Source organism: Roseofilum sp. KMC-1 (assembly GCF_057802075.1).
This window is the reverse complement of sequence record NZ_CM173605.1, coordinates 1,190,702-1,214,271: the sequence shown is the minus strand read 5'-3', so window position 1 is coordinate 1,214,271 and position 23,570 is coordinate 1,190,702. Positions and strand designations below refer to the sequence as shown.

The following is a 23,570-nucleotide window of genomic DNA, read 5'->3' as shown; positions in this document are numbered from 1 at the left end:
TAGAAAGGGGGACTTTCTCTAGTGCCCCCCTTTCTAAGGGTTTGGGGGGATCGGGATTGAAATTGCTATGCTGTTTCTTTATTCGACAACAATACACCATTCATAGAGATCGTAGGTTACACAATGGTTAAGAATCAAGGGATCTTGTTGGACGATCACCTCGGCTTCTTCCCTGGATTCAGCTTCAAAGATTAACATACCACCGCCTCGTTTGCGCCAATATCCACTCCGGGCTTTATGGCCTTTGTCTATTAGCTCTTGAACAAAGGCTTTATGGGCAGGAACATATTGATCGAAGGTGGCTTTATCGACAATTCCGGATTCGATTTTGGCAAACCAAGGCATGATCGAAGAAGGGTTATGATTTGGGTGATTTTTTCTTTATTGTAGCGATCAATAGTATCAAGAGTAGGATAGAGCGTTTTTTTGTGGCTCTGGTGGTTCCTTCTCCGCTTCAGGAAGAGATCGAGTAGATCGAGTAGGAGTTTGGCGATCGCTTCCTTATCCCCATCCCACGTTTGCCTTAGCTGGGGAAATGTAAAGTTTTGTTAAAATACTGGACATTCTTCAAAACCGTATCGTAGACTACAGAAAGATAAGGATAAATCGTTCATCTTATTTCGTTTTTCGAGTAAGACGGAAGTAAGGAGAAATCCTGAAGGAACGCGCCTCTGTTAACGATGAAACAAAGCGAGTTTGATTATCTTAGGAGGCGAAAGCTATGGAACTTCGTTATCGCGGACTGACCTACGACTACAATCCCCCGGTAGTTGAAATGGGAGAAGCAAAGATTGGTGGAACCTATCGCGGTTTAGAATGGCGGTTTCGCAATATGAAGAAAGCGCCTGTCATGCAAACCAATCTGGATCTGAAATATCGTGGACTGAGCTATCATGTCGGCAGTGAAGCGAAAGCTCCCCAAGCTGTTCCAGAGGTTGCACCGGTTACCCCAATGGTGGCTGCTGTAGCATCGGTGGCTGAATCTGTAACGGAAAAAGCAAGAGCATTGATGATTTCTCGCGATCGCAGCATCAAAACCCGTCAACAAGCCATGCTCGGCCGTTTAGCCACAGAAGTGGGTTTAACTGCTGATGCGGGCAAATATTGGAGCCGCATTCAAGGCAAAATTCAACCCACCTTCCGGGTAAACTATGAGCATCATGTAGGTTCCTACAGCTAAAAGGAATCTGTCGATGAGTTAACTCCTAGTTGGTATACAATCAGTCTTAATATCCCTCCATCGCTTGGGGGGATATTTTTATGCCTCAAATCCAAGTTAGATATAAGAGCCGATATCTTCGCCACAGTGGTCAGCGAGAAAACAGAGGCAACGGAAGCGTAAACTCATGAGTTCATCATATAGGGGATTGAGTTTGCATAGGGGGGGGATATGGGCAATGGTGCGTCCAAAGAGCTTGATATCTCGTGCAAAGGGGCATTGAGCGGGAATGAGTTTGACTATTAATCGAGCTAGGTCTGGGCGATTGATATCTAGAGTATTTAACCATTGACGAATGGGATAGAGTAGATCCCAGTGTATGGGAGAGCTGAAGGTAATCTGACTAATTTTGATTAACATAAATCCTCACTCTTTGTAGCGAGATACATTAGGACATGGTGCATGAGAATGCGGTTGTTTTAGTCTTTTGTTGGCCATAGATATAGCCATTTAGAGTCGGTTCTAAGGTTGTGGATCAATTCAAGTTGGGGATAGTTCCTTCCGGATCAAAAAAAAGTTTAAGGGGGAACTATTGATGAGTTTAATCGCAGGTTAAGGGTATGGGTTTTTGATGGGGACAATGGTTAACCTGTCACAGGGGGAGCTGGCTGCTGGGTCATGTTGTTTCAACAAAAAAAATATCTTCTCTAAGCTTTAATCGTAAATTGGGGCAAAAAGACGATATTGTTACAATTATTTAATTATTGCAATATTAACTGATATTTTTTGACATTTCTTTGATCAAACTTCAGATTGTCTCTGAATGGATGATAGGGTTAAGAATTCAGGCTTTCAGAATTGATTTTGCTGAAAAAAAACTGGGGATCGAGATTATTTTGTAGATGAAGCAGCCTTAGAGAAAAGTTAAAGGTTCATCAGGGACTGAAGGAGGAGGGTAACTGCGCCAGTATTAGAACCGGGTATCAAAATAGAATAGAGCTATTACAATTAGGTAAGATACCCTACGATCGCCTGCGCTCATGAATCCGATTTACTGGCTTACCCAAATCCAAGATCGACACCGCTTGTCAGTGGGCGATCGCGTTTGGAATTTAAGCCAACTGCTACAACAAGGCTATCCAGTCTTGCCGGGTTTGGCGATCCCCAATGAGATCCGACAACAATTTTTAAACACTCTTGAGTGGTCTTATCCCATTTTGGGCCAAAAGTTCGATAGTAGACTTTCAGAGGTTTCCCAGGAAAACCTAACGGATCGGGTGGATGAAGAGCGGGATCTTCAGCTACGCCAAATGACTCAAAGGATTCGAGAGCAAATTCTGAGTAGCCCCCTCAATTGGCCAGGGTATAACACAGTCGTGGAGGAGATCGCCACCTGGGAAGGAGATTTTGTTCTCTGTCGTCCCTCCTTGAGCTTACCTAAACCATCTAACCCCCAGGGTTATAGGGGGTTAGACGGCTTGTGGACGGCTTGGGGATCGCCGAAAAGTCCTGATGTTTTAGCCCAAACGATTAAACAAATTTGGGCGGAAACCTTCCGCAATAAATACTTGCTCTACTGGCAATATCAAGGGATCTCGTTACATCAGATTAGGGTGGGTATTCTGATTCAACCTTTGCACAATGAAGTGATGAGTGGGGCGATCGCCACTCAAGATCGTGAAATTGAAATAGAAGCCACCTGGGGATTAGGATATCTGTTCAATAAACCTCAAGTGACTGGCGATCGCTATCAGATTGAGATTGAACCTTACCAGATCAAGGAGAAACATCTAGGAAATAAGCGCATAGCTTATCAGCTCTGTGGTGAATCCTCAAGCTTGTCCTTGAATACGCCCCTATTCCAGGCTAAAAAAGAATCTCTTTGTGCTTATATTCTCGATGCCTCTCTGGTGGATCGACCCTGTTTAAACGAAGCGCAAATCCAATGTTTAGGCGATCGCACCCTTTCTCTCAAAAATCAGTGGTACGGTAACTTTCGCCTGGAGTGGATCGGCATACCTGACTTAAATTGGTGGATTACAGACGTTGTTCCTTTAAATGACAAAAAAACCTCTTTACTGCCCCATAAGGGTATAGGCGCTTCCCCAGGGGTGGCTATGGCTCCGGTTTTGGTCTTACCGGATCGGCTTCAACCGATGTCCTTAAATCCAGGGCAAATTATGGTTAAAGGGGCGATTGCCCCCCAAGAAACCTGGATCTTAAAAGAAGCGGCTGGTTTAATTACGGAAGAGGGTGGAATCACGAGCCATGGAGCTATTGTAGCCAGAGAATTAGGCATTCCGGCGATCGTGGGAGTCGAACAAGCAACCCACCACTTCATCACCGGAGAGATGATCCGAATGAATGGTGAAACGGGAGAGATTAATTTAGGGGCTAACGATGATTCATCTGACCCAATTCAAGTTACGGTAGGGGTGAAAAATTTTTCGCCCCTACATGCAACGCAGCTCTGGATTAATCTCTCTCAACCCCACTCCATCTACCCTTCAGACAAGGAGGTAGATGGAGTGGGTTTAATCCGCTCTGAATTATGGGCTGCAAGACTCTTTCCAGGAATTCAATGGTGGAGAGATGTGGATCGGTTTAGCTCCGAATGGTTGAAGCATCTACGAGAGTTGGCCGAGAGTTTTTATCCCTGTCCGATCTATTATCGTTCTTTTGACTCCTTTGATCCTTCTCCTGTACGGGGAATTTTGGCCTGTGAGGTTAATGAGCAAAGATCAGCCTTATTTGATTTAGAGTTAACGGTGCTGGAAAAATTACATCACCAGGGCTATCATAATCTTCATTTAATGTTACCCTTTGTGCGAACGGTGGAGGATGTGGTAGCCATTCGCAAGCGGGTTGATCGACGGCAGTTATCCCAGATGGAATTGTGGATCATGGTGGAGGTTCCTGGAGTATTATTCCAAATTTCAGAATATATTCAGGTGGGGATTGATGGCTTGAGTGTGGGAACCAATGATTTAATTCCCTTGTTGTTTGGTCTAGAGCGCCAGCAGTGGGAAACACATCAACGGGGCTTGAATGCTTGCCATCCGGTGGTTTTAAAGGCTTTGGAGCAGTGTATTACCCAAGCGCGAGCTGGGGGAATTCAGTGCAGTATTTGTGGTCAAGCGGTGGTGAGTCATCCAGGGTTAATTCAGCATTTGGTGCGCTGGGGAATTACGTCTATTTCCGTGGAGATGCCTGCGGTAGATCGGGTGCGAAGGGCGATCGCCCGTGGAGAGCAGCAGTTGATTTTAGAAGCTGCCCGGAGTCAATTAAAAATTAAAAATTAAAAATTAAAAATTAGGGGGGGTTTTCCCTTTTAATAGTGAGGAAGACTGGGGAACCCTTGTTATGAAATTTGTCGATGAATATCGGGATGCTGAATTAGCGCAAAGGATGGCAGAGGCGATCGCCGAAATTACCACCCAACCTTGGAGAATTATGGAGATTTGCGGCGGTCAAACCCACTCCATTATTAAGTATGGCATCGATCAACTGTTGCCAGAAGAGATTACCCTGATTCATGGGCCCGGATGTCCGGTTTGTGTGACTCCCATAGCGCTGATCGATCGGGCGATCGCGATCGCCTCCCATCCCCAAGTCATCCTCTGTTCCTTTGGCGACATGCTCCGAGTTCCCGGAACCGACAAAGACCTACTCAGCGTAAAAGCCGCAGGTGCAGATGTACGGATCGTTTATTCTCCCCTCGATTGTCTCAAAATTGCCCAAGCCAATCCAGAATCGGAAGTCGTCTTCTTTGCCGTTGGCTTTGAAACCACTGCCCCCGCTACCGCCATGGCCGTGTATCAAGCCAAACAACAACAGATTCACAACTTCTCCCTCCTCGCCTCCCATGTCCGCGTTCCCCCAGCCATGGAAGCCATTCTCTCCTCTCCCCAAAGTCGGGTACAGGGGTTTCTCGCAGCCGGTCATGTTTGCACTGTGATGGGATATACCGAATATGAACCCCTAGTAGACAAATACCAAATTCCCATCGTCATCACCGGGTTTGAACCCATTGATATCCTTCAGGGACTCTATTGCTGCATCGAACAGTTAGAAGGGAAAACAGAAAAGATTGCCCTTGATAATCAATATAGCCGTTCTGTCCGTCGCGAAGGCAATCAACCCGCCCAACATCTGATTCATCAAGTGTTTGAAATCATTCCTCGCACCTGGCGCGGCATTGGGGAAATCCCTGACAGTGGGTTGGGTTTGAGGGCAGAATATTCTCCTTGGGATGCCCAAAAGCGCTTCGCCCACTGGCTCGATCCTAATCCCCCTGTACTGACAACTGAATGTATCAGTGGTGAAATCATGCAAGGGGTGAAAAAGCCTCATGATTGCCCTGCCTTTGGCACGCGCTGCACTCCAGAACATCCCCTCGGTGCGCCCATGGTTTCCTCAGAAGGCGCTTGTTCTGCCTACTATCGCTATCGAGGAAAGGAGTGACAGGGGGATACGGCGATCATAAGTAAAAACCTTGTGTTTTAGATCTGAAGTTGCTATATTTAGGCACAATAAGTACAAGCCAATAGACTTCCTATGCTGATTTTCTTTATCCATGGTGTTGCTATACGGGATGTTGAATACGCCGATCCCCTCAAAAAAGCCCTCAAACAAGCCAGTCAAAAATTAAACCAACCAGCCCCCATCTTTTATGCTAGTTTTTGGGGAAACGCCCTCAGCGACATGCAACAAGTTTGGCATTATATCGATCAAGATTTACAAACCCTGAAACGAGATAATCCTCAAATTAAAATTAATGACTACCTGCGCTATCGCAGTTTTAGAGAAGACTATCTCTCCCAATTCGCTGGCGACTTATTTACCTATCTCAATACCAAACGAGGGCTACAAATTCGTCAAACCTTAGCCCAGCAACTGATTGATTTTCTCAAAGAGAATCCCACAGAAGATGAACTACATATCATTTCCCATTCTCTAGGCACAGTTATTTTATGGGATATTTTATTTTCTGACCGATTTGCCAATAACGATCCCGCCCATACCATCCGTAGAATCATCCGTCATCTCTCAGATAATCCGACTCGAAGAACGGTAAAACTGAAAACTATTACCACCATGGGATCGCCGATTCTCTTCTTAAATACTATGTTAGCGGTCAACCCTCAATCTGTGAAAGAATTTTCCCAAAAATATGGAGAATTGGGTCTAAAATGGCTGAATCTCATCGATCCTTCTGACTTAATTGCCTATCCTTTAAGAGCCAGTTTCGAGTTAACGCCAATCGACAATTTAGAAGTTCAAGATATTAATATTGAGACCGATATCAATATGGTAGCGATGGCTGCACGCTCTTTAGGTCAAGATATGGCAGCGATGGCTTTAGATGCCGGTAAATCTCATTCAGGCTATTTTCATTCTCCTAGAGTAGTGCAACTGATTTTTGCCCACATTCAACAGAAGACCATGCAGAGTGTTTTGCCTCAAACTTATCTACATTGGGTGATTGATAAATTAAAAGAAGTTAAAGGGATGACTGAGGATAAATTAAAACTGCATATTAACGATCGCCCAGAACTTCAGCTCACCTTATCCGATGGCAGTGGGGTTTTGTTCCATGTTGTCAATGCTGCTAAAGTTCACCATGTTTATCTCTTTGATCGCCAAAATTTGTGCCAATTTGCTGGCTATGTGGGATGGCTGGACACGAAGTATTTACAAGAGTGTATTGAGTCGATCCAAACCCAATGGTGTGAGAAACAATAGCAGGTTATATTCAAGAAGCTTGAGATTCGGGCTGATAAGCAAACACTGGAACAGAAATAGATTTAATCGGTTTAGCTTCCCCCTGGAGCATCACTCTAATTCTCTCCGTTGTTTCTCGATTAAAACTTTCTTCACCACACCGAGAACAAACGTTTACTGGAATCTGTTCTACTAGATAAAACTTACCGTCAATCTGAAAAATTTCACTAATTAGCTCAGAGTGATATTCTTCTGAACCGCAAACATGGCATTTAAACATCATCATTGCCTCTCCCGCGAACGGTTGGGGGGCAGGTTTACCGAAGTTATGGGTGGGAATTGGGGGATATGGTGAACCTGCCCCTACAAGATTTATCTGATTTATTATTGTAAGATAACCCATAACCAATTACCGCGCAAAGCGCTATAAAATTAATCTGTATCTAAGACATAGTGCGTGCGTGTATGACAGCCGAAATTATTTGTGTGGGCACAGAGTTACTGCTTGGTGATATTCTCAATGGTAATGCCCAGTTTTTAGCCCAAGAGTTGGCCCAGTTGGGCATTCCCCACTACTATCAAACCGTGGTGGGGGATAATGTGGAGCGTTTGAAAAAGGCGATCGCCGCCGCCCTCGATCGAAAGACAGAAATTATACTCTTCACTGGAGGACTCGGCCCCACTCCCGACGACCTCACCGGCGAAACCATCGCCTCCTTCTTCCAAACTCCCCTAGTCGAGCGCCCCGAAGTCCTAGCGGATATCGAAGCCAAATATGCCCAACGGGGACGCACCATGAACCCCAGCAACCGCAAACAAGCTCTAAGTCCAGAAGGAGCCATGATTTTACCCAACCCCACAGGAACCGCTCCCGGCATTATCTGGCATCCACGCCCCAATTTAACCCTAATGACCTTTCCTGGAGTTCCCAGCGAAATGCATCGCATGTGGAAAGAAACAGCCGTTCCCTATCTCAAACAGCAAGGATGGGGAGAAACCATGATTTATAGCCGCACTCTCAAGTTTTGGGGCATTGGGGAGTCTGCCCTAGTGGAAAAAATCCCGCAAGTCTTTGACTATAAAAACCCTACAGTAGCGCCCTATGCCGGTAAAGGATTGGTGAAGTTGCGGATTTCCACCCGCGTCAGTTCTGAAACCGAAGCTCAAGCCCTGATTAATCCTGTAGAAGACCATATTCGAGCCATCGTGGGAGAATACTGCTTTGGAGTCGATGACCAAACCTTAGCCGATGTGGTGGGTAAATTATTGCTAGAGTCAGGACAAACCCTAGCCGTAGCCGAGTCTTGCACTGGGGGAGGCTTAGGAGCCGCTATTACGGCTGTGCCGGGCAGTTCCGCCTATTTTAGGGGGGGAGTCATCGCCTATGAGAATCAGGTCAAGGTGAGCCTATTAGGGGTGAATCCGGAGGATTTAGAAGCCTATGGTGCAGTGAGCGATCGCATCGCCGAACAAATGGCACAGGGCATCCAACAGCAATTAAACACCGATTGGGCCCTCAGTATCACCGGCATTGCCGGGCCCGGTGGCGGCACAGAAGAGAAACCCGTTGGCTTGGTTTACATTGGATTAGCCTCGCCCAATGGGGAAGTCACAAGCTATCGTCACCAGTTAGGTAGTATCCTAGATCGCTCCATCCTACGAGATTTTAGCCAATCTTGGGCCTTAGATCATCTCCGGAAACACTTACACAAAGCTTAAACTTTTGAAAACTGATGATAATAAAGGTTGCTCATCTGCGATCATTCGTTATGATCGAAGAAAGGATTAAGCCTTTGATTGACTAACCCAGTTTCAATGCACTGGGCTAAAGTTCAGCGAAAGGAGCTTCATACTGAATGGACTATATCGACGAAATCTGGGAAAAAATCAAAGAATTGGCTCGTAAATTGATTGAAGCCCTCTTAGGGCCAGATGTCCAGCCTGAACCTGAGCCGATTCCGATTCCTGTAAATGACCGCGAAAACAGACGCTAAAGAGATCTTCACAGTTCTATCAACTGAGGATATTGAAACTTGTTCAACGTTTTGGTGTTGCACGGCCCTAATCTAAATCTATTGGGACTGCGAGAACCAGGAATTTATGGTTCGACTACTCTAGCCCAGATTAACCAGCAATTGAAAGAGGATGGCAAAACCCTTCAAGCGGAGGTAACCCCCCTTCAATCCAATCATGAGGGAGTATTGGTCGATGCCATACATGAGGCGGTGAATCGCTATCAAGGCATTGTCATTAATGCCGGAGCCTATACCCATACCAGTGTAGCGCTCAGGGATGCGATCGCCGCCGTTTCCATTCCTACCGTCGAAGTTCACCTCAGCAATATTTATCGTCGTGAACCCTTCCGCCACCACTCCTATTTAGCACCCGTGGTTGTCGGGCAAATTAGCGGTTTCGGCCCAGAAAGTTATCGTTTAGGGTTACAAGCCCTCATTTCTCATCTTCAGCTAAAAGCCAATAACCCATAGCTTTTATAGTGGATTTGATATTGTAGGGGCGGGTTTGAAACCCGCCACTACTCTTTCTTCGGCTTTGGCTTCTTCTTCGCTAAGGGCAAAAATCGGTCTAGAGCAGCCTTGAGATGCTCCAACTCTTCCTCAATATTTCCCTCACGAGCCGCTCGACCAATACATTCGGTTAAATGTTCATCTAAAATAATACGAGAAACGCGATCGATTGCCCCCCGGACTGCCGCCAATTGGATCAGCACATCAGGACAGGGGGTACTTTGCTGTACCATACCCTTAATCCCCCTCACATGGCCCTCAATCCGCGAGAGCTGATTGACAATTTGCCTCAAAGATTCTTCACTATGAACATGGGGATGTAGGGTATGAGGTTCATGGGGATGGTGATGATGGGGCAAAGATTGAGGGTCATTCGGGGATGGGGAGTGGGTCATTGGATAAAGGTTAATCTTGTCAGCTGGGATAATTTTGAGCATCATGTTAATTGTAGAACAAATTTAGCTTTATGACTCCTGAAGACATTAATGAAGTGTTAGATGAATTATTTGCAGACCAGATCTCTGAAGTCAGTGCCGGTTCTTGGAAAATCGATCGGGAAAATTTACGATTATTGGTACTGCTCTCTGATGATGAATCTTGGGTCATGGCGTTAGCACCAATGGCTCCAGTTGAAGATGCAAAACCCTTTTTTGAAGACCTATTAAAGGCTAATTTTGAGTTTACCCAAGAAACTCGCTATTCGATCAGTGAAGGAGTTATTTGGGTAACTTATCGCCACCAGCTAGAGAGCTTAACTCAAGAGTCCTTTGCAGAAATGATTGGTCGCTTAAACCGCTTACAAGAAGAAGGATTAACCCCTTATTTCCAAGCCAAATTAGATCGACAATTGCAGATGATTGTAGAAGTCTCAAAAGCACAGGGACAAACCCTAGAAGGGACGATGCAAACCCTGCATCGATTTTATGAAGAAGGGATGATGGGAGAGCTATCGCAAAATGCCCAAGAACGGGAGCAAGTGTTAGCCGCTTGGAAACGGCAGTTAGAGCGACTCTGGCCAGAGGTGTAAGCGATGAATGCAAAGCGCTGGAGAATTTTAACCCCTTACTTATTTTTGCTTCCTGCCCTATTCATTTTAAGCTTAACTGTATTTTGGCCCGCTTTGCAAGCCATTTACTTAAGTTTATTTAACTATGATTTAATCAGCCAGCAAACTCAATGGATGGGGTTAAAAAACTTTCAGCGATTAGGGAGCGATCGCCTATTTTGGCAAACCCTCAGCAATACCCTCCTTTATCTAGCTTGTGTTGTGCCTTTACTGGCTATTCTTCCCCTAGGATTAGCTATTTTAGTCAATCAAAAAATTAAAGGCATCAGTGGATTTAGGGCTGCCTTCTATACCCCCGTAATTATTTCCATGGTGGTAGCGGGAATTGCCTGGCGATGGCTCTATGCTGAAAATGGCTTATTCAACCAAGCCTTAAGTTATTTGCATCTACCGACTATTCCCTGGTTAACCAGTCCCCAATGGGCTATTTACAGTGTCATGGCCGTCACCATTTGGAAAGGACTGGGCTATTATATGGTTATCTATTTAGCGGGTTTGCAAAGTATTCCCCAGGAACTCTATGAAGCGGCTGCTATTGATGGTTCCGATGGCACGATCAAACATTGGGATATTACCTTACCGTTGATGAGACCCTATTTGTTTTTAGTAGCGGTAATTTCAGCAATTTCCGCCACTAAGGTCTTTGAAGAGGTGTATATCATGACTCAGGGAGGGCCGAGAAATAGCTCGAAAACTTTGGTTTATTATGTTTATGAACAGGCATTTCAGAAGTTGGAAATGAGTTATGCATGTACGATTGGATTGGTGCTATTTTTGGTCATCATGGGATTGTCAATTGTAAATTTGAAGTTAACAAAGATGCGATCGTGAACTCAGTTTTGATATTATATTTACTATACATATTTTCCCTTGAATCTACTTATGGATTATCATCGATTCCTAGAGCAACTCCCCTCCCTGTATGAAGATTGGGGAACTGACTATATCCATCCCAAATCTGACCGATTTTATGAAGTCGGCCAGTATCTGCAAGGGATGACAACCACTAATATCATGCAATTGCTCAATTTTGCAGTCAAATGTATGGAACCGGATGAAATTTACTGTGAAATTGGCAGTTATCAAGGGGCAACTCTCATTGGTGCGCTTCTAGATGCTCCAGAGCGAATGGCTTATGCAGTTGATAATTTTTCGCAATTCGATCCAGATGGGAAAAACCAAAAAGCACTAGAAGAGAATTTAGGAAAATTTGGTTTAGAAAGTCAAGTCTGTTTCTGCTGTCAAGACTTTGAACAATTTTTTCTCGATCTCAAAGAAGTAGAAACCGAAAGCAAAATCGGTGTTTATCTTTATGACGGAGCGCATGATTACCGTTCTCAATTAATAGGTTTATTTCTTGTTCGTCCTTTCTTAGCTTCTCAAGCAATTCTGATTGTAGATGATGCGAATGAAAAAGAAGTTCAGCAAGCGAATTTAGATTTTATTACCCTGAATCCCGAATGCAAGTTATTAGTGGAATTCCTGACTCCTGGTAATGGATATCCCACATTTTGGAATGGAATTCAGATACTCAGTTGGGATAGTCACTCTTAGTTTTAAGCACAGGGGAATAGACTAGGAATTAGAAGATAAAGACTAATTTCACGAACCAGTTGGGGGGAGAAGTTTCAAAGGAGCGGATAATTTGAATTTGCTGGATGAATTCGCGCAAGTAAAACCGCCGTTCTGATTCGGAAAGATCGAGCCAAAATTGGGGAATGGATACAGCTTGGGCGACTGAGGTTAAATTAACGGGTGGAAGCTCGGCTAAACTCGCTTGCAGTTGGGAGAGTTCGGTGCGAATTTTATAGGTGCGAAGATCGGCAGTTTGGGGATCGAGAATTCCGGTTTGGGTGAGTTCGGGAAGTTGGTTTAAGATTTGTTGATTTTGGTTTATTTTTTGCTGAAGTTGTGATTTTACTAGGTCGAGATCGGGGAGGGTGAGTTGAGAGACGGCTTGCTGTAAATCTTGACAAATTCTGTTAATAGTTGCGTCTAAAACTTGTTCGTAGCGTAAGCTTTTACATTGGGGTTGGTGGGGACAGTTAATGGGACACAGATAGAGGTATTCACCGGTTTGACGATGACGGGTGACGCGGGTGATTTTCATTCTGGATTGGCAGTTTTGACAGGAAACTAAGCCAGAAAGCGATCGCGGAGCGCTGGCAGAACGAGGGGGAAGGCGACGATTGCGACGCAGGAGGCGATCGATTTGGGCGGCTTCTTCTCGTGAGAGAATGGGGGGATGGGTATTGGAGAGAATTTCGCCGTTTTTAAAGGCGGTATTTCCCCGATAAACGGGATTCGTTAACCATCGTTTGCCGGTGGAGACGGAGATTTTTTTACGATATTTTTGATTGAGATAACGAACGGCAGCCCGAATCGATCCATAGAGTAGAAAATGATCAAAAAAGTCTTTAACAACGGGGGCATAACTGCGGTCTAGAATATAGCTATTTTTGCTGCGTTTATAGCCATAGGGTGCTTTTCCGGGTGGGGGTTTGGCTTGGAGACGGTTTTGAGCATGGCCTTGGCGAATGCGGAGGCTGCGATAATAGGTTTGAAGACGATCGCACAGTTGCAGAATTTGGGTGCGATCGCCTATATTTGGCTCTTCACCCTGAAGCACCATCACTTTTATATTCTGGGACTCTAAACGCAGGAGTGCATGGGACATGGTTTCTAGGGTATCACCGAGTTCTTCGAGTCGCCGAATCAGAAGATAAATTTCCTCCCTTTCCTGCTCTTGTTCGAGGTCTTGAAAGAGGGTGTTCAGTTGCTCTCTATCCCCTAAATCTTGGTAGATGCGATCGACTTCCCATCCCCAAATACTGCGATCCGGGGGAGATTCGAGGATGGGGTCACACCAAACATAGGCGAAGATTTTCATAGGGGAATTTTAACGCAGATGTTGCCCAGTGCCCCCATCGGCCGGATCGAGAAATGGTCTAAGATCGATGCCGTTAGATAGGGTGCGCGGTTGGGGAGTTGGGGGTTGAGGTGCGGGAATGCGGTTCAGTCCCGATAGATCGCGGTTGGTGACTTGGCCGAGCAGATCTAACCAGTTGCGGGTGCTGGGTCTTTCGGTCAAGGTTGTGACGGGGAGGGTGCTTTGGCCGCTATCGGCGATCGCCAAATTCTCAAACACGCGATCGCGGATTAACTCCGGGTTTTGTCCGGGAGGAACCGTCAGCACAATGCGACAGCGATAATCTGCACGGGTGGTCACACAAACCGTATCATAGCCATTCTCAAAACCCGTTTGCAACTCTAGCAATCCATCCGCCCGATAAAATTCCAGTCGTCTACTAATTTCTGCACAGCGACGCTCTGGTGTCCATCCTCCCCCCAACTGAAGGGGAGTGGCCCAAGCGTAGGCTTGACTGGGTTGACTGCTAGGATGATACATGACCGTTGGCAGTCCCTGCTGGGTTTCGCAAGTAAACCGGGGTTTGGTTTCCACGGGAATACCTTCAGCAGGAGCAGGTGACGAGGGTTCCGAAGGTACAGGTTGAGTATCCACAGGAAAGTCGCGGGGCCAAGTCGTTTGGGCCAGACTCGGAGAAGTCAGAACTGTGAAAATTAGAAGTAAACTTAGATAAGGTTTCATAATTTGAAGCGTATTTGCATAACAACTTAACTCAGTAATGACGAGAGGCGATCGGCCTTAAGTTCCTGGTCATTGTTTCATCTGGGCAGGATAAAGGAGAAGACCTATGGCAGAGCGAGTAAAGGTTTGGTTCGACCCGGAAGCTGATTTTCTAGAAGTTATTTTCTCAGATACTCCCGGTTATATGCGGGAAACTGAAAACGATGCCATCCTAGAACGAGTTGATTTAGAAGGCAACCTTCTCGGCTTCTCTATTTTGGCGGTTAGTCAGCTTGCTCAGTCAAAACCATTAATTGCTGAGTTTCAACATTGTCGTGATGCACAATAATATAGCAGTTTTCGCTGCTATGGGGTACATTTTGATCCCCCTAAATCCCCCTTAAAAAGGGGGACTTTCTGATTCCCCCCCTTTTTAAGGGGGGTTGGGGGGATCTTTTTCGGCTGTACCTCATTACCGCGTAAAGTGCTGTAATTGTAAGGAGTTCACTGGTGCTTACTGCAACTGAAGTAATAACAGAAAAAAAAACTTGGACAGATGAGGAATTCATGGCACTGCCCAAGGACGGACACCGCTATGAAATTGTGAATGGAGAATTGATCGACAGGGGAAATTCAGGTGCATTACGTTGAAGAAATGCATGACAAACTGGTGGACTATTTTGATAATGGTACTCGTTTAGCCTGGATGATTCATCCGAGCGAACACTATGTCTTAGTTTATCGCTCTGCCCAAGAACCCGATCGCCTGCTCAAATCTGTTGACGCTTTAGAGGGTGAAGAAGTAATTCCTGGATTTAGCTTACCTGTGGCTGACCTATTTCAAAAACTTTCGTTCTAATGAGAAAATGATTTATACAGAAAGCCGGATTGTAAACTCCGTACCTTTTCCCAACTCAGAAGTACAAGTAATTGTCCCCCCATGTTTTTCGACAATAATTTGATAGGCGATCGCCATTCCTAACCCCGTACCTTTACCCACTGCTTTGGTGGTAAATCCTTGCTCAAAGATGCGCTCTTTCACCTCTTCAGACATCCCCGTACCATTATCGGCAATGCGGATCGTCACTTCCTGCGCTGTCGCTGAGATTTGAATCCTAATCTGATTGGGATCGCCAGAAATCTCCTCAAAACTACGTCCTTGATTATCCTCTTCCAAAGCATCGATCGCATTAGCAATCAGGTTCATAAATACTTGGTTGAGCTGTCCGGGAAAACATTGTACCTCTGGCAATGCTCCATAATCTTTAATAATTTCAATTGCGGGTCGATCTTCGTTAGCTTTGAGGCGATGTTTGAGAATCAGCAATGTACTATCAATCCCATGATGTAAATTAAACGGCACTTTATAATCCTTGTCCGCACGGGAAAAAATCCGTAAAGAATCGCTAATATGGCCGATGCGATCGGTTCCTTCTCGCATTGAGGAAATCAGGTTCGGTAAGTCTTCCCTGAGAAACTCTAAATCGATCGCTTCGATTGCTTCTGCTATGGCTTCGGTTGGCTCTGGATATTCTTGCTGATACAGGTCAATCAATCCGAATAAATCTTCTAAACATTCTCGTGCTGGGTTGATATTTCCCGCAATAAATGCCACGGGATTATTGATTTCATGGGCAATTCCCGCCACCAAGTTACCCAAAGCCGACATTTTCTCATTTTGCACCAGTTGCAGTTGCGCTTGCTTTAGCTCTTTGAGAGATGCTTCGAGTTTCTGGGCATAATCTTGGGACTGCTCGTAGAGACGGGCATTTTCCAGAGAGATCGCAGCTTGGGAACAGAGCAGATTTAGTAGTTCGATACGATCTGTGGTAAACACTCCCACCGCCAGATGATTTTCCAGATAGAGAATGCCAATGAGTTTACTTTGGTTGAGGATCGGGGTACAGAGGAAACTTAGGGGTTGATCTTGCAACAGATAAGGGTCTGCTGCAAATTCAGTGTGGCGGGAGAAATCATTAACCATAATCGGCCGTTCAGTGCGTTTAACGGTATTAATGACACTCATGGGCAGGGCATCATCACTGACTGTAGACATTGAAGGCAACTGGCCCATCTGGAGTGCATATCGGGCAGCCACTGGCCAAGTTTCTTGTTGGCTTAAAAGCAGAATAGCGCGATCGGCTCCCGCATTTTCCATCGCTGCTTTCATCAACACTGAAACCAATTTCTCTAGGTGAATTTCGCTCGATAAAGATTGAGCTGCTTTCATGGCTGTTGCCCAGTCCAGCATAAAGCCAGTGCTGCTGCTACTCGAACTCACCGTTCGCCTTAAGTTAGAAGTAACGGTTTGACCGCTTACCCATTGTAAACGGGGAGGTTGCACAATCGCACAGAGCAATTGGGGATATTGCCGTTCGAGTTGGTCGGTTTTGGCTTTCGCGCCCCAGCGAGCATAGCCGTAGTAAGCATCCGTCATATAGACTTGGGCAACTTTTTCTTTACCCCAATCGAGGTAAAATTTAGCCGCCAGTTCGTTGGCTAGAGCCTCTTCTTGTAAGAATTGGTTTTCTTTGGCTCCGGTGATGGCGCGATCGTAAAGTTCGATCGCCTCAGCCTTGTTGCCTAACACTCGCGCTTTTTCGGCTGCGATCAAATCCACCTTATGTTGGTAATTCATGGGAGCATGACGCGCCCATTGCTCTTGCAATTGGGTTTGGTTTTGTTCTACCCGCTCTAATGCCTCCGGTTCCCCTGTCCAATCTGCCAGAATGGTCAAAGCATCATAGAAATAAAAGGCCGGTTGAGCCACCATTCCCGGAACTGCATTAAAATATCGCTTCACCTCAAGGGCATGATTTTGTGCTGATTCAATTTTCCCGAATAGATAGCACAGTATTAACTTATATAAGTAGAATAAATTCAGTCCCAACCGATCGTTAGCTTCAATCAATTGAGGCAAAAATTCAGCTTCTTGAATAACCAATCCCGATAAAGTACCAGGATGCTGTGCATCTTGGAGCAAATTTAAGGTTACTTGCCCAACTATTCGACACCAATTCAGTGCGCTTAACTGATTCAGTTGCTCCAACCCATTGCAATAGCTAAAAATCTCTTGCTCTAAAAGAGCAAGGGGCTGAGAAGACCAAAAAGAATGAAGACAAAATTGATAGGCAGCATATCCAGCAAAGTCAAGGGTTCCCAGTTCTAATCCCACGGTATAGGCTTCTTTTAAAAGAGGTAATGCATTTTTAATCGGCTCTTTGCGGTGCAAGATAAAGACTCCGACTACAACTAAGACCTCTGCTTTGAAGGCTTTGGCATCTAATTTAGAGATCGCTTTAAGGGCTAAATTCCCAAATTTCACGGCTGTATCGATGTCATGCCAGCGATTAGCCAGAATACCATAGGAGACATAAGCGGATGCTGAAGCCGGTGTATTTCCATATTGAATGGATAGTTTGACTGGCAAGGCTACCAGTAATGGATAGAAGGGAGAACCACAGATATCACTGGCTGGGATGATGCTGGTGGTCATTTCGACAATGGCGATTTTTTCTGGATCGCTCATGGAGGGGAGATGAACTAAGTCGCTAATTTCCCTCTCTCCAATCAACTGGTCAATTTCTGCCATAGCTGATTCAATATCTTTGGGTGTGGGATGCTCAGGAAAATGAACTCCCAACTGATGCAGTAGTTGTAGGGCGATCGCGATCGCTTCGGTTGGTTGTTTGTTAGTGATCTTGGCGATAATCTTAATCCGGTAACTCTTCACCTGATCTAACAACGACTTGGCGCGATCGCTCACCGATTGAACGAACTCTTCCATCCCTGCCAAATCACCACATAAGAAAGCTAACTCTGCCCCCATCTCATGCAAGGCTAAACTCATTTCATACTTGGTCACCCAAGCATTTTCTCCTAATAAAAAAAGCCCCACCTTCACATATTCCCGACCCGCTTGATAGGCAGTAGCGGCTCTAGCTTTGCGAGATGCCATTAGATTCAGCGCTGCCAATTCGTCTCGTCTGTTTTGGTCGGTAATAAAATCTATTCCATAGTTGAGTTGATTAACCAGCTCAAAAATTCGCTCTTGTTTGGCTTCTGAAGAGAGGGTTGTCAGTAAGAGTTCACCGATTTGATAGTGTTTTTGCTGTTTTTGATCTTCTGGGATCAGAGAATAAGCCGCTTGTTGGACGCGATCGTGTACAAACTTGTAGCTCACCGATAGCTCTGATACCCTTGCTGCTTCCCCTTGCTCATTCCCTTGGAAAAACTTATAGGTCTGATCTTTGGGCAATACTAAGCCCTCTTGCAGAGCCTTCCACAAAGCCGTAGCCACTTCCGCCTGAGACTGTTGACTGACAATAGCCAAACTCTGCAAGTCAAACTGATTACCCATACAGGCGGCTAACTTCAAACCCTCCTGGGTATCTTTGGGTAGCTTGTGCAGCCGAGTCGCCATAAACTCTACCACATCCTCCGTCAGTGCTAACTGCCGCACTTGGGTTAGGTCGCAATGCCAATAACCTAAATCGCGATCGAAGGTAATCCACCCATCTTCATGTAATCCTTTCAGAAATCGGGTTGCAAAAAAAGGATTTCCCTTAGTTTTTTGATGAATTAATTCACTTAAAGACCAGGCTAAATCTGGGCTACAACTCAGAGTATCTGCAACCAATAAATTCAGATCGGTTTCACTTAAGGGAGCAAGCGTTATCGTCTTTATCGTCGCTCCCGATTTTCCCATTTCATCCAGAGTTAGCATCAAGGGGTGTGCTGGATATACCTCATTATCTCGATAGGCTCCTAGCAAGAGTAAATAACCCGTCTTGTTGTCGCTCATGAGCAGTTTGATCGACTTCAGAGAATCTGAATCTGCCCACTGGAGGTCATCTAGAAAAATGACTAAAGGAGTCTCTTTTTTGGTAAAAACTTGAATGAATTTTTCAAATAATAGATTAAAGCGATTTTGACCCGCACTGCCAGAGAGTTCGGGAACCGGTGGCTGGCGGCCAATAATGGACTCTAACTCCGGAATTACATTAATAATCACCTGCCCATTTTCCCCCAATGCAGATAGAATCTTCTCCTGCCACTGGGCTAACTGAGCATCAGATTCTCCTAACAACTGTTTGATCAAATCTCGCAAGGCACTCACCAAAGCACTCAAGGGAATATTGCGTTGAAATTGGTCAAATTTTCCTTTGATAAAATAGCCACGCTGCCGCACAATAGGCTTATGAACTTCGTTAATAACGGCGGTTTTACCAATTCCCGAAAACCCGGCAACGAGCATCATTTCCGTGTTGCCTTCTGCCACCCGCTCGAAGGCGGTTAGTAAGGTTTGGATTTCTGTTTCTCTGCCGTAGAGTTTTTCCGGAATCAGAAAGCGCCCGGTCATATCCCGTGTTCCTAACTCAAAGGGTTCTATTTTTCCAGTTTCTTGCCACTGTTGCAGACACTGTTCAAGATCGAACTTTAACCCTAAAGCACTCTGATACCGGTCTTCGGCATTTTTAGCCATCAGTTTTATGACAATATCGGAAACGATGGGCGGGATTTCGATATTAGACTTTTTATTTTTTACTTCACTAGGGGGTATGGGCTGTTGGGAAATATGACTATGTACCAATTCCATAGGGTCGGTGCTGCTGAAGGGTAAAATCCCTGTTAGCAGTTGATATAAGGTTACGCCTAGGGAATAGAAGTCACTGCGGTAGTCGATGCCTCGATTCATGCGCCCCGTTTGTTCGGGAGAAATATAGGCGAGAGTTCCTTCTAAGACATTGAAATTTTTAATTTCTTGGGCTTCCCTGGGCAGTAGGGTAGCAATACTAAAATCAATCAGTTTAATCTCTTGGGTTTCCGGCTGAATGAGGATGTTGGCGGGTTTAATATCTTTGTGAATGACTCGGTTACGGTCTAATTCTTGTAAGATTTCAGCTAGTTGAATGGCAATCTGCAAACAGTGTCCTAAATTGAATGAGTAATGGTTTTGTATGGCTTTGTCGAGAGAAATAGCGCCCAAATCTTCCATTACTAAGGCATAGCCATTACCATATAGCTCTAAGCTTAAGGGTACGACAATGCCACTTGAGTTCAGGTTTTTAGCAATGGTGTACTGATTGTAAAATTGTAGCAACTCGCTGAAGCTGGGATATTCATTGCGGAGGAATTTGATCGCCACTTTCAGGGAGTCAGCCAACCGAATGCCCTGATAGACAAGGGTTCGCTCGCCTGCATAGATGGGGTCGCCAATTTGATAGCCCGGTAGTGATGGGGTCATTTCTCTGGGTTTTTTGACTAGGGTTGTATGGTAGCTATTATATTCATCCTTACTAGAAATAGCGATCGCCCCCATACCATTTCCCGTAACGCTATGCAATACTCATTCATTCTACAAGGTCTGACAAACAAGATACAGCGCTTTCTGCTTCGCAGACATGCAAGCGCTCTGAGTGGGGGAATGGGGGGGAGTGAAAAGCAGACTCAACAAGACTTTGAACTATTCTGGCTATCTTCAAAAACCGCCTAATTGTCCCTCATAACAGCGCCAAGTGCTGTATGTTGATGACAATCGGCGATCAAAGCGATCCAATTTTGCCTAATTGTGTTAACTTAATTTAAGTTCAACTTCACCACTCTTAGTAATTGCCCTTGGTAGCGCTAATCTATTGCGTTAAGTTCATTAACCCATACGACCCTTAAAGGAGTTTTTTTAGCTAAACACCCTCTGGTATAACCCCAGTTTCCCAACTAACACAGACCCAATTAAATTTTCTATAGAGGTAGCAATCTCTATTTTTTTTTAGCTCAGTCATTTAAGAGGAATACAGTCTTGAAACTCCGTTCTACATTCTCTGTTCACAAACGCACAGTCATTATTTGCATCGCCCTTACGGTTTGGACAATTTGGTTAACCGTACTCGGTGCTAAAGAAGCCATTTCTTATGTTATTGAATACTGGCCAATGGCTTTAACTATGGTCTTTGGATCTATGGTTGCAGGGGGAACCAGTTTAGGAGGAGGAGCAGTTGCTTTTCCGGTATTTACTAAAATTTTACACATTGGCCCCTCAGATGCGAAGATGTTTTCTTTAGCCATTCAAAGTATTGGCATGACCTCAGCATCTATAGCTATCATTTTAACCGGTATTCGAGTAGATTGGCGAGTGATTCGTTGGGGTAGTCTTGGCGGTCTTATCGGCATGACTTTCGGTGCTACTTTATTAGCCCCTATTTTACCTCCAGACGTAATAAAAATGTCATTTACGGTAATGCTGGCTAGTTTTGGGATTACTTTATTAGCCTTAAACCGATTACCTAGAGACTTTCATATAGAAATGCCCATCTGGACTCATAATGAACGAACAATTTGGGTACTTGCTGGCTCAATAGGAGGAATCATGAGTAGTCTCGTGGGCAGTGGTATTGATGTATTTTGTTTTTCTGTCATGGTGATTCTCTTTCGGTTTTGTGAAAGAGTGGCCACTCCCACATCTGTAATTTTGATGGCCACAAATGCCCTTATTGGGTTCGCTTTTCATGCTTTTGTCTTGCATAGTTTTATGGAGCCTGTTCGCAGTTATTGGTTAGCTGCTATTCCCGTAGTAGTGGTAGGCGCTCCTCTAGGGGCAATGTTATGCGATCTTTTGCATCGGCAAACTATTGCTAATATATTGATTGGGTTGATTTTAGTAGAAATTATCAGTTCTTTATTACTGGTGGATATTAGTGTACTGGCGATCTATTCCAGTTTGATCACCATGCTGGTTTTTTCGGGTCTGAATTACTGGATGTACCGCACTAATATCTATCAGAAAAATAAAGCCTAGGGGGTGTTCAATGTGGATAGTCTAGTCTTATCCTTGTTCACAGTAAACCGTTTCTAGATGGAGACTTAATAAGGGGCGTAAGCCCCTTATTTCTTATAGGGTTGATTGGCAAAAATATTAAAGATAATTTAAGAAATAAGAAATTTAATTCAGAGCGATACTACAATAGAAAAGCTATACCAACTTGAACTCATGACTACCGAACTAACCAAAGGCGCAAGGTTGAATCTGTCCCAAACCTATCCCCAAGTGCAAGATATCCAGATTGAGGTAGGTTGGAGAGCCACAGAGCCAGGATACGATATTGATGGCTCCGTGTTTATGCTAGGGGCGAATGGCCGGATTCCAGCCGAAGAGTATTTTGTCTTTTATAATAATCCCCAATCTACCGATCGCGCCCTACAACGAATCGAAAATTCTGGAGAAGGTCGGCAGAGGTTTATGCTCGATTTGAGCAAAATTAGCTCGGTGATTACGGAACTGGTGTTTGTGGTCACCATTCATGAAGCAGTGGAAAAAAAGCAAAGTTTTGCCCATATTGAGCAAGCATTTATGGCAATCTCCAATCCCCAAACCCAGGAAGAATTAGCCCGTTATCAATTAACTGAAGCTTTTACCTCAGAAACAGCTCTAGAATTCGGTCGTATTTATCAAAAAGATGGACAATGGCGTTTTCATGCCCTGGGCCAAGGCTATAATTCTGGCTTACAAGGCTTTTTAAACCAATATCATCAGGAAGGAGCCGCCCCATCCCTACCCCCTCCTCCTCCCGCACCTCCCCAACCGACTCGCAGGGCAAAAGCGGTTGAATTAGAGAAGAAATTGGAGAAGGAAGCGCCCGCATTATTCGATTTAGTCAAAAAAGCAGATATTTCTTTGCAAAAAGCCAATTTAACTGACCATCAAGCGCAAGTTGCCCTCTGTTTAGATGTGTCGGGTTCTATGTATTCTTTGTATTATTCAGGCAAGATTCAACGGTTAGCTGAGAAAATATTAGCCCTCGGTTGTCGGTTTGATGATGATGGGGCGATTAAAATTTTCCTCTTTGCCGGAAATTCCCAGGAGATGGGGGAAATGACGGTGGAGAATTTCAATAATTTTATTGGTCAAGCCCAAAATCAATATAGAGGTTCAGGGGGGACGAATTACGCTCCTGCATTGCAAGGGATTAGAAAGTCCTATTTTCCTGATGCCAGGGGAGGAAATCGCCAATCTCCTTTGAAGGCGAATATACCGGTTTATGCGATGTTTGTCACTGATGGGCAACCCTTTGATCAAGCTCAGTCTGAACAACAGTTGCAATGGTCATCCTATGAGCCGATTTTCTGGCAGTTTATGGCTATTGGGAAATCGAGTAAAGATGCTAAAGCCAAGCGTGGGGGCTTTTTAGGGTTTTTGAGTGGTGGTAGTCAGTTTGAGTTTTTGGAAAACTTGGATGATTTGGGGGGACGATATACCGATAATGCTGATTTCTTTAGTGTAGAAGATCCGGAGGCGATCGCCGACCAAGAGTTGTACGATCTGCTGATGACTGAATACCCCAATTGGCTCAAAACTGCTCGCAATCGCGGTTTACTCCCTTAAAAATAAGCGATCGGGTCGGTTTTATCAACCGTAGATGAATCAATTAAAAATTAAAAATGGATTTTGTAGGGGCGGGTTTAAGCAATATTTAGGATACAAAACGATCGATTTCCTATCAACCCAGAAAC

At 44.8% G+C, this 23,570-nt stretch carries 20 protein-coding genes, 1 pseudogene and 1 riboswitch; of the genes and pseudogenes, 14 read left to right on the top strand and 7 right to left on the bottom strand.

Annotation, left to right across the window (positions count from 1 at the left end; translation table 11 throughout):
- Positions 1–78: 78 nt before the first annotated feature.
- Positions 79–345 (bottom strand): YciI family protein, encoded by a 267-nt coding sequence (locus AC3FZD_RS05735; protein ID WP_488739209.1) that lies wholly within the window; start codon positions 343–345, stop codon positions 79–81.
- Between the two features lie 260 nt (positions 346–605).
- Positions 606–670: riboswitch (Glutamine riboswitch) on the top strand.
- Between the two features lie 51 nt (positions 671–721).
- Between AC3FZD_RS05735 and gifA the strand changes: the two genes are divergently transcribed.
- Positions 722–1,180: a glutamine synthetase inactivation factor IF7A gene (gene gifA / locus AC3FZD_RS05730; protein WP_488739208.1), complete on the top strand. Its 459-nt coding sequence runs from the start codon at positions 722–724 to the stop codon at positions 1,178–1,180.
- 96 nt (positions 1,181–1,276) lie between these two features.
- Here the strand turns inward: gifA and AC3FZD_RS05725 are convergent, their stop codons facing one another.
- Complete coding sequence (locus tag AC3FZD_RS05725) at positions 1,277–1,579, bottom strand: Mo-dependent nitrogenase C-terminal domain-containing protein (RefSeq protein ID WP_488739207.1); 303 nt, start codon at positions 1,577–1,579, stop codon at positions 1,277–1,279.
- Positions 1,580–2,199: 620 nt separating this feature from the next.
- Here AC3FZD_RS05725 and AC3FZD_RS05720 point away from each other — a divergent pair.
- The 3 genes from AC3FZD_RS05720 to AC3FZD_RS05710 all read left to right on the top strand — a co-directional run bounded on the left by AC3FZD_RS05720 (position 2,200) and on the right by AC3FZD_RS05710 (position 6,904).
- Positions 2,200–4,461 carry a putative PEP-binding protein gene (locus tag AC3FZD_RS05720; RefSeq protein ID WP_488739206.1) on the top strand — a complete coding sequence of 754 codons (2,262 nt, stop codon included), beginning with the start codon at positions 2,200–2,202 and terminating at the stop codon, positions 4,459–4,461.
- A gap of 61 nt (positions 4,462–4,522) precedes the next feature.
- Complete coding sequence (gene hypD / locus AC3FZD_RS05715; protein ID WP_488739205.1) at positions 4,523–5,623, top strand: hydrogenase formation protein HypD; 1,101 nt, start codon at positions 4,523–4,525, stop codon at positions 5,621–5,623.
- Between the two features lie 93 nt (positions 5,624–5,716).
- Positions 5,717–6,904 (top strand): hypothetical protein, encoded by a 1,188-nt coding sequence (locus AC3FZD_RS05710; protein ID WP_488739204.1) that lies wholly within the window; start codon positions 5,717–5,719, stop codon positions 6,902–6,904.
- Between the two features lie 10 nt (positions 6,905–6,914).
- On the opposite strand, the gene AC3FZD_RS05705 is transcribed toward AC3FZD_RS05710, so the two are convergent.
- Positions 6,915–7,169: a YgiT-type zinc finger protein gene (locus AC3FZD_RS05705; RefSeq protein WP_488739203.1), complete on the bottom strand. Its 255-nt coding sequence runs from the start codon at positions 7,167–7,169 to the stop codon at positions 6,915–6,917.
- Between the two features lie 179 nt (positions 7,170–7,348).
- Here AC3FZD_RS05705 and AC3FZD_RS05700 point away from each other — a divergent pair, with 179 nt between their 5' ends.
- The 3 genes from AC3FZD_RS05700 to aroQ all read left to right on the top strand — a co-directional run bounded on the left by AC3FZD_RS05700 (position 7,349) and on the right by aroQ (position 9,369).
- Positions 7,349–8,602: a competence/damage-inducible protein A gene (locus tag AC3FZD_RS05700; protein WP_488739202.1), complete on the top strand. Its 1,254-nt coding sequence runs from the start codon at positions 7,349–7,351 to the stop codon at positions 8,600–8,602.
- Positions 8,603–8,739: 137 nt separating this feature from the next.
- A complete protein-coding gene (locus AC3FZD_RS05695) occupies positions 8,740–8,877 on the top strand; it encodes a hypothetical protein (protein ID WP_488739201.1) in 138 nt (45 codons plus the stop codon).
- A 39-nt stretch (positions 8,878–8,916) separates the two neighbouring features.
- On the top strand, positions 8,917–9,369 hold the full coding sequence (gene aroQ / locus AC3FZD_RS05690) for a type II 3-dehydroquinate dehydratase (RefSeq protein WP_488739200.1): 453 nt from the start codon (positions 8,917–8,919) through the stop codon (positions 9,367–9,369).
- 47 nt (positions 9,370–9,416) lie between these two features.
- On the opposite strand, the gene AC3FZD_RS05685 is transcribed toward aroQ, so the two are convergent.
- Entirely contained in the window at positions 9,417–9,803 is a 387-nt protein-coding gene (locus tag AC3FZD_RS05685; RefSeq protein ID WP_347179558.1) for a metal-sensing transcriptional repressor, read from the bottom strand.
- Between the two features lie 71 nt (positions 9,804–9,874).
- Between AC3FZD_RS05685 and AC3FZD_RS05680 the strand changes: the two genes are divergently transcribed.
- From AC3FZD_RS05680 to AC3FZD_RS05670, 3 genes are read left to right on the top strand one after another with little or no spacing between them, the layout of a single operon-like run.
- Positions 9,875–10,435, top strand: a complete 561-nt coding sequence (locus tag AC3FZD_RS05680) for a type III secretion system chaperone family protein (protein ID WP_488739199.1) — start codon at positions 9,875–9,877, stop codon at positions 10,433–10,435.
- A gap of 3 nt (positions 10,436–10,438) precedes the next feature.
- Positions 10,439–11,305: a carbohydrate ABC transporter permease gene (locus AC3FZD_RS05675; RefSeq protein ID WP_488739198.1), complete on the top strand. Its 867-nt coding sequence runs from the start codon at positions 10,439–10,441 to the stop codon at positions 11,303–11,305.
- A gap of 51 nt (positions 11,306–11,356) precedes the next feature.
- A complete protein-coding gene (locus tag AC3FZD_RS05670; protein ID WP_488739197.1) occupies positions 11,357–12,028 on the top strand; it encodes a class I SAM-dependent methyltransferase in 672 nt (223 codons plus the stop codon).
- Positions 12,029–12,056: 28 nt separating this feature from the next.
- Here AC3FZD_RS05670 and AC3FZD_RS05665 read toward each other — a convergent pair whose 3' ends face one another.
- Together AC3FZD_RS05665 and AC3FZD_RS05660 are read right to left on the bottom strand one after the other, a co-directional pair.
- The gene (locus tag AC3FZD_RS05665) at positions 12,057–13,364 is read right to left on the bottom strand and encodes a recombinase family protein (protein WP_488739196.1); all 1,308 of its coding nucleotides are present in this window, start codon (positions 13,362–13,364) and stop codon (positions 12,057–12,059) included.
- A gap of 9 nt (positions 13,365–13,373) precedes the next feature.
- Entirely contained in the window at positions 13,374–14,084 is a 711-nt protein-coding gene (locus AC3FZD_RS05660; RefSeq protein WP_488739195.1) for a COP23 domain-containing protein, read from the bottom strand.
- Positions 14,085–14,190: 106 nt separating this feature from the next.
- Between AC3FZD_RS05660 and AC3FZD_RS05655 the strand changes: the two genes are divergently transcribed.
- On the top strand, positions 14,191–14,412 hold the full coding sequence (locus tag AC3FZD_RS05655) for a DUF2283 domain-containing protein (RefSeq protein WP_488739194.1): 222 nt from the start codon (positions 14,191–14,193) through the stop codon (positions 14,410–14,412).
- 218 nt (positions 14,413–14,630) lie between these two features.
- Positions 14,631–14,922, top strand: a pseudogene (locus AC3FZD_RS05650) (Uma2 family endonuclease).
- Between the two features lie 12 nt (positions 14,923–14,934).
- Here the strand turns inward: AC3FZD_RS05650 and AC3FZD_RS05645 are convergent.
- Positions 14,935–20,409 carry a trifunctional serine/threonine-protein kinase/ATP-binding protein/sensor histidine kinase gene (locus AC3FZD_RS05645; RefSeq protein WP_488739193.1) on the bottom strand — a complete coding sequence of 1,825 codons (5,475 nt, stop codon included), beginning with the start codon at positions 20,407–20,409 and terminating at the stop codon, positions 14,935–14,937.
- A 453-nt stretch (positions 20,410–20,862) separates the two neighbouring features.
- On the opposite strand from AC3FZD_RS05645, the gene AC3FZD_RS05640 reads away from it, so the two are divergent.
- Positions 20,863–21,858, top strand: coding sequence for a sulfite exporter TauE/SafE family protein (locus AC3FZD_RS05640; protein ID WP_488739192.1), 996 nt, complete (start codon positions 20,863–20,865; stop codon positions 21,856–21,858).
- Positions 21,859–22,050: 192 nt separating this feature from the next.
- Positions 22,051–23,442, top strand: coding sequence for a TerD family protein (locus AC3FZD_RS05635; protein WP_488739191.1), 1,392 nt, complete (start codon positions 22,051–22,053; stop codon positions 23,440–23,442).
- The last annotated feature ends 128 nt before the right edge of the window (positions 23,443–23,570 follow it).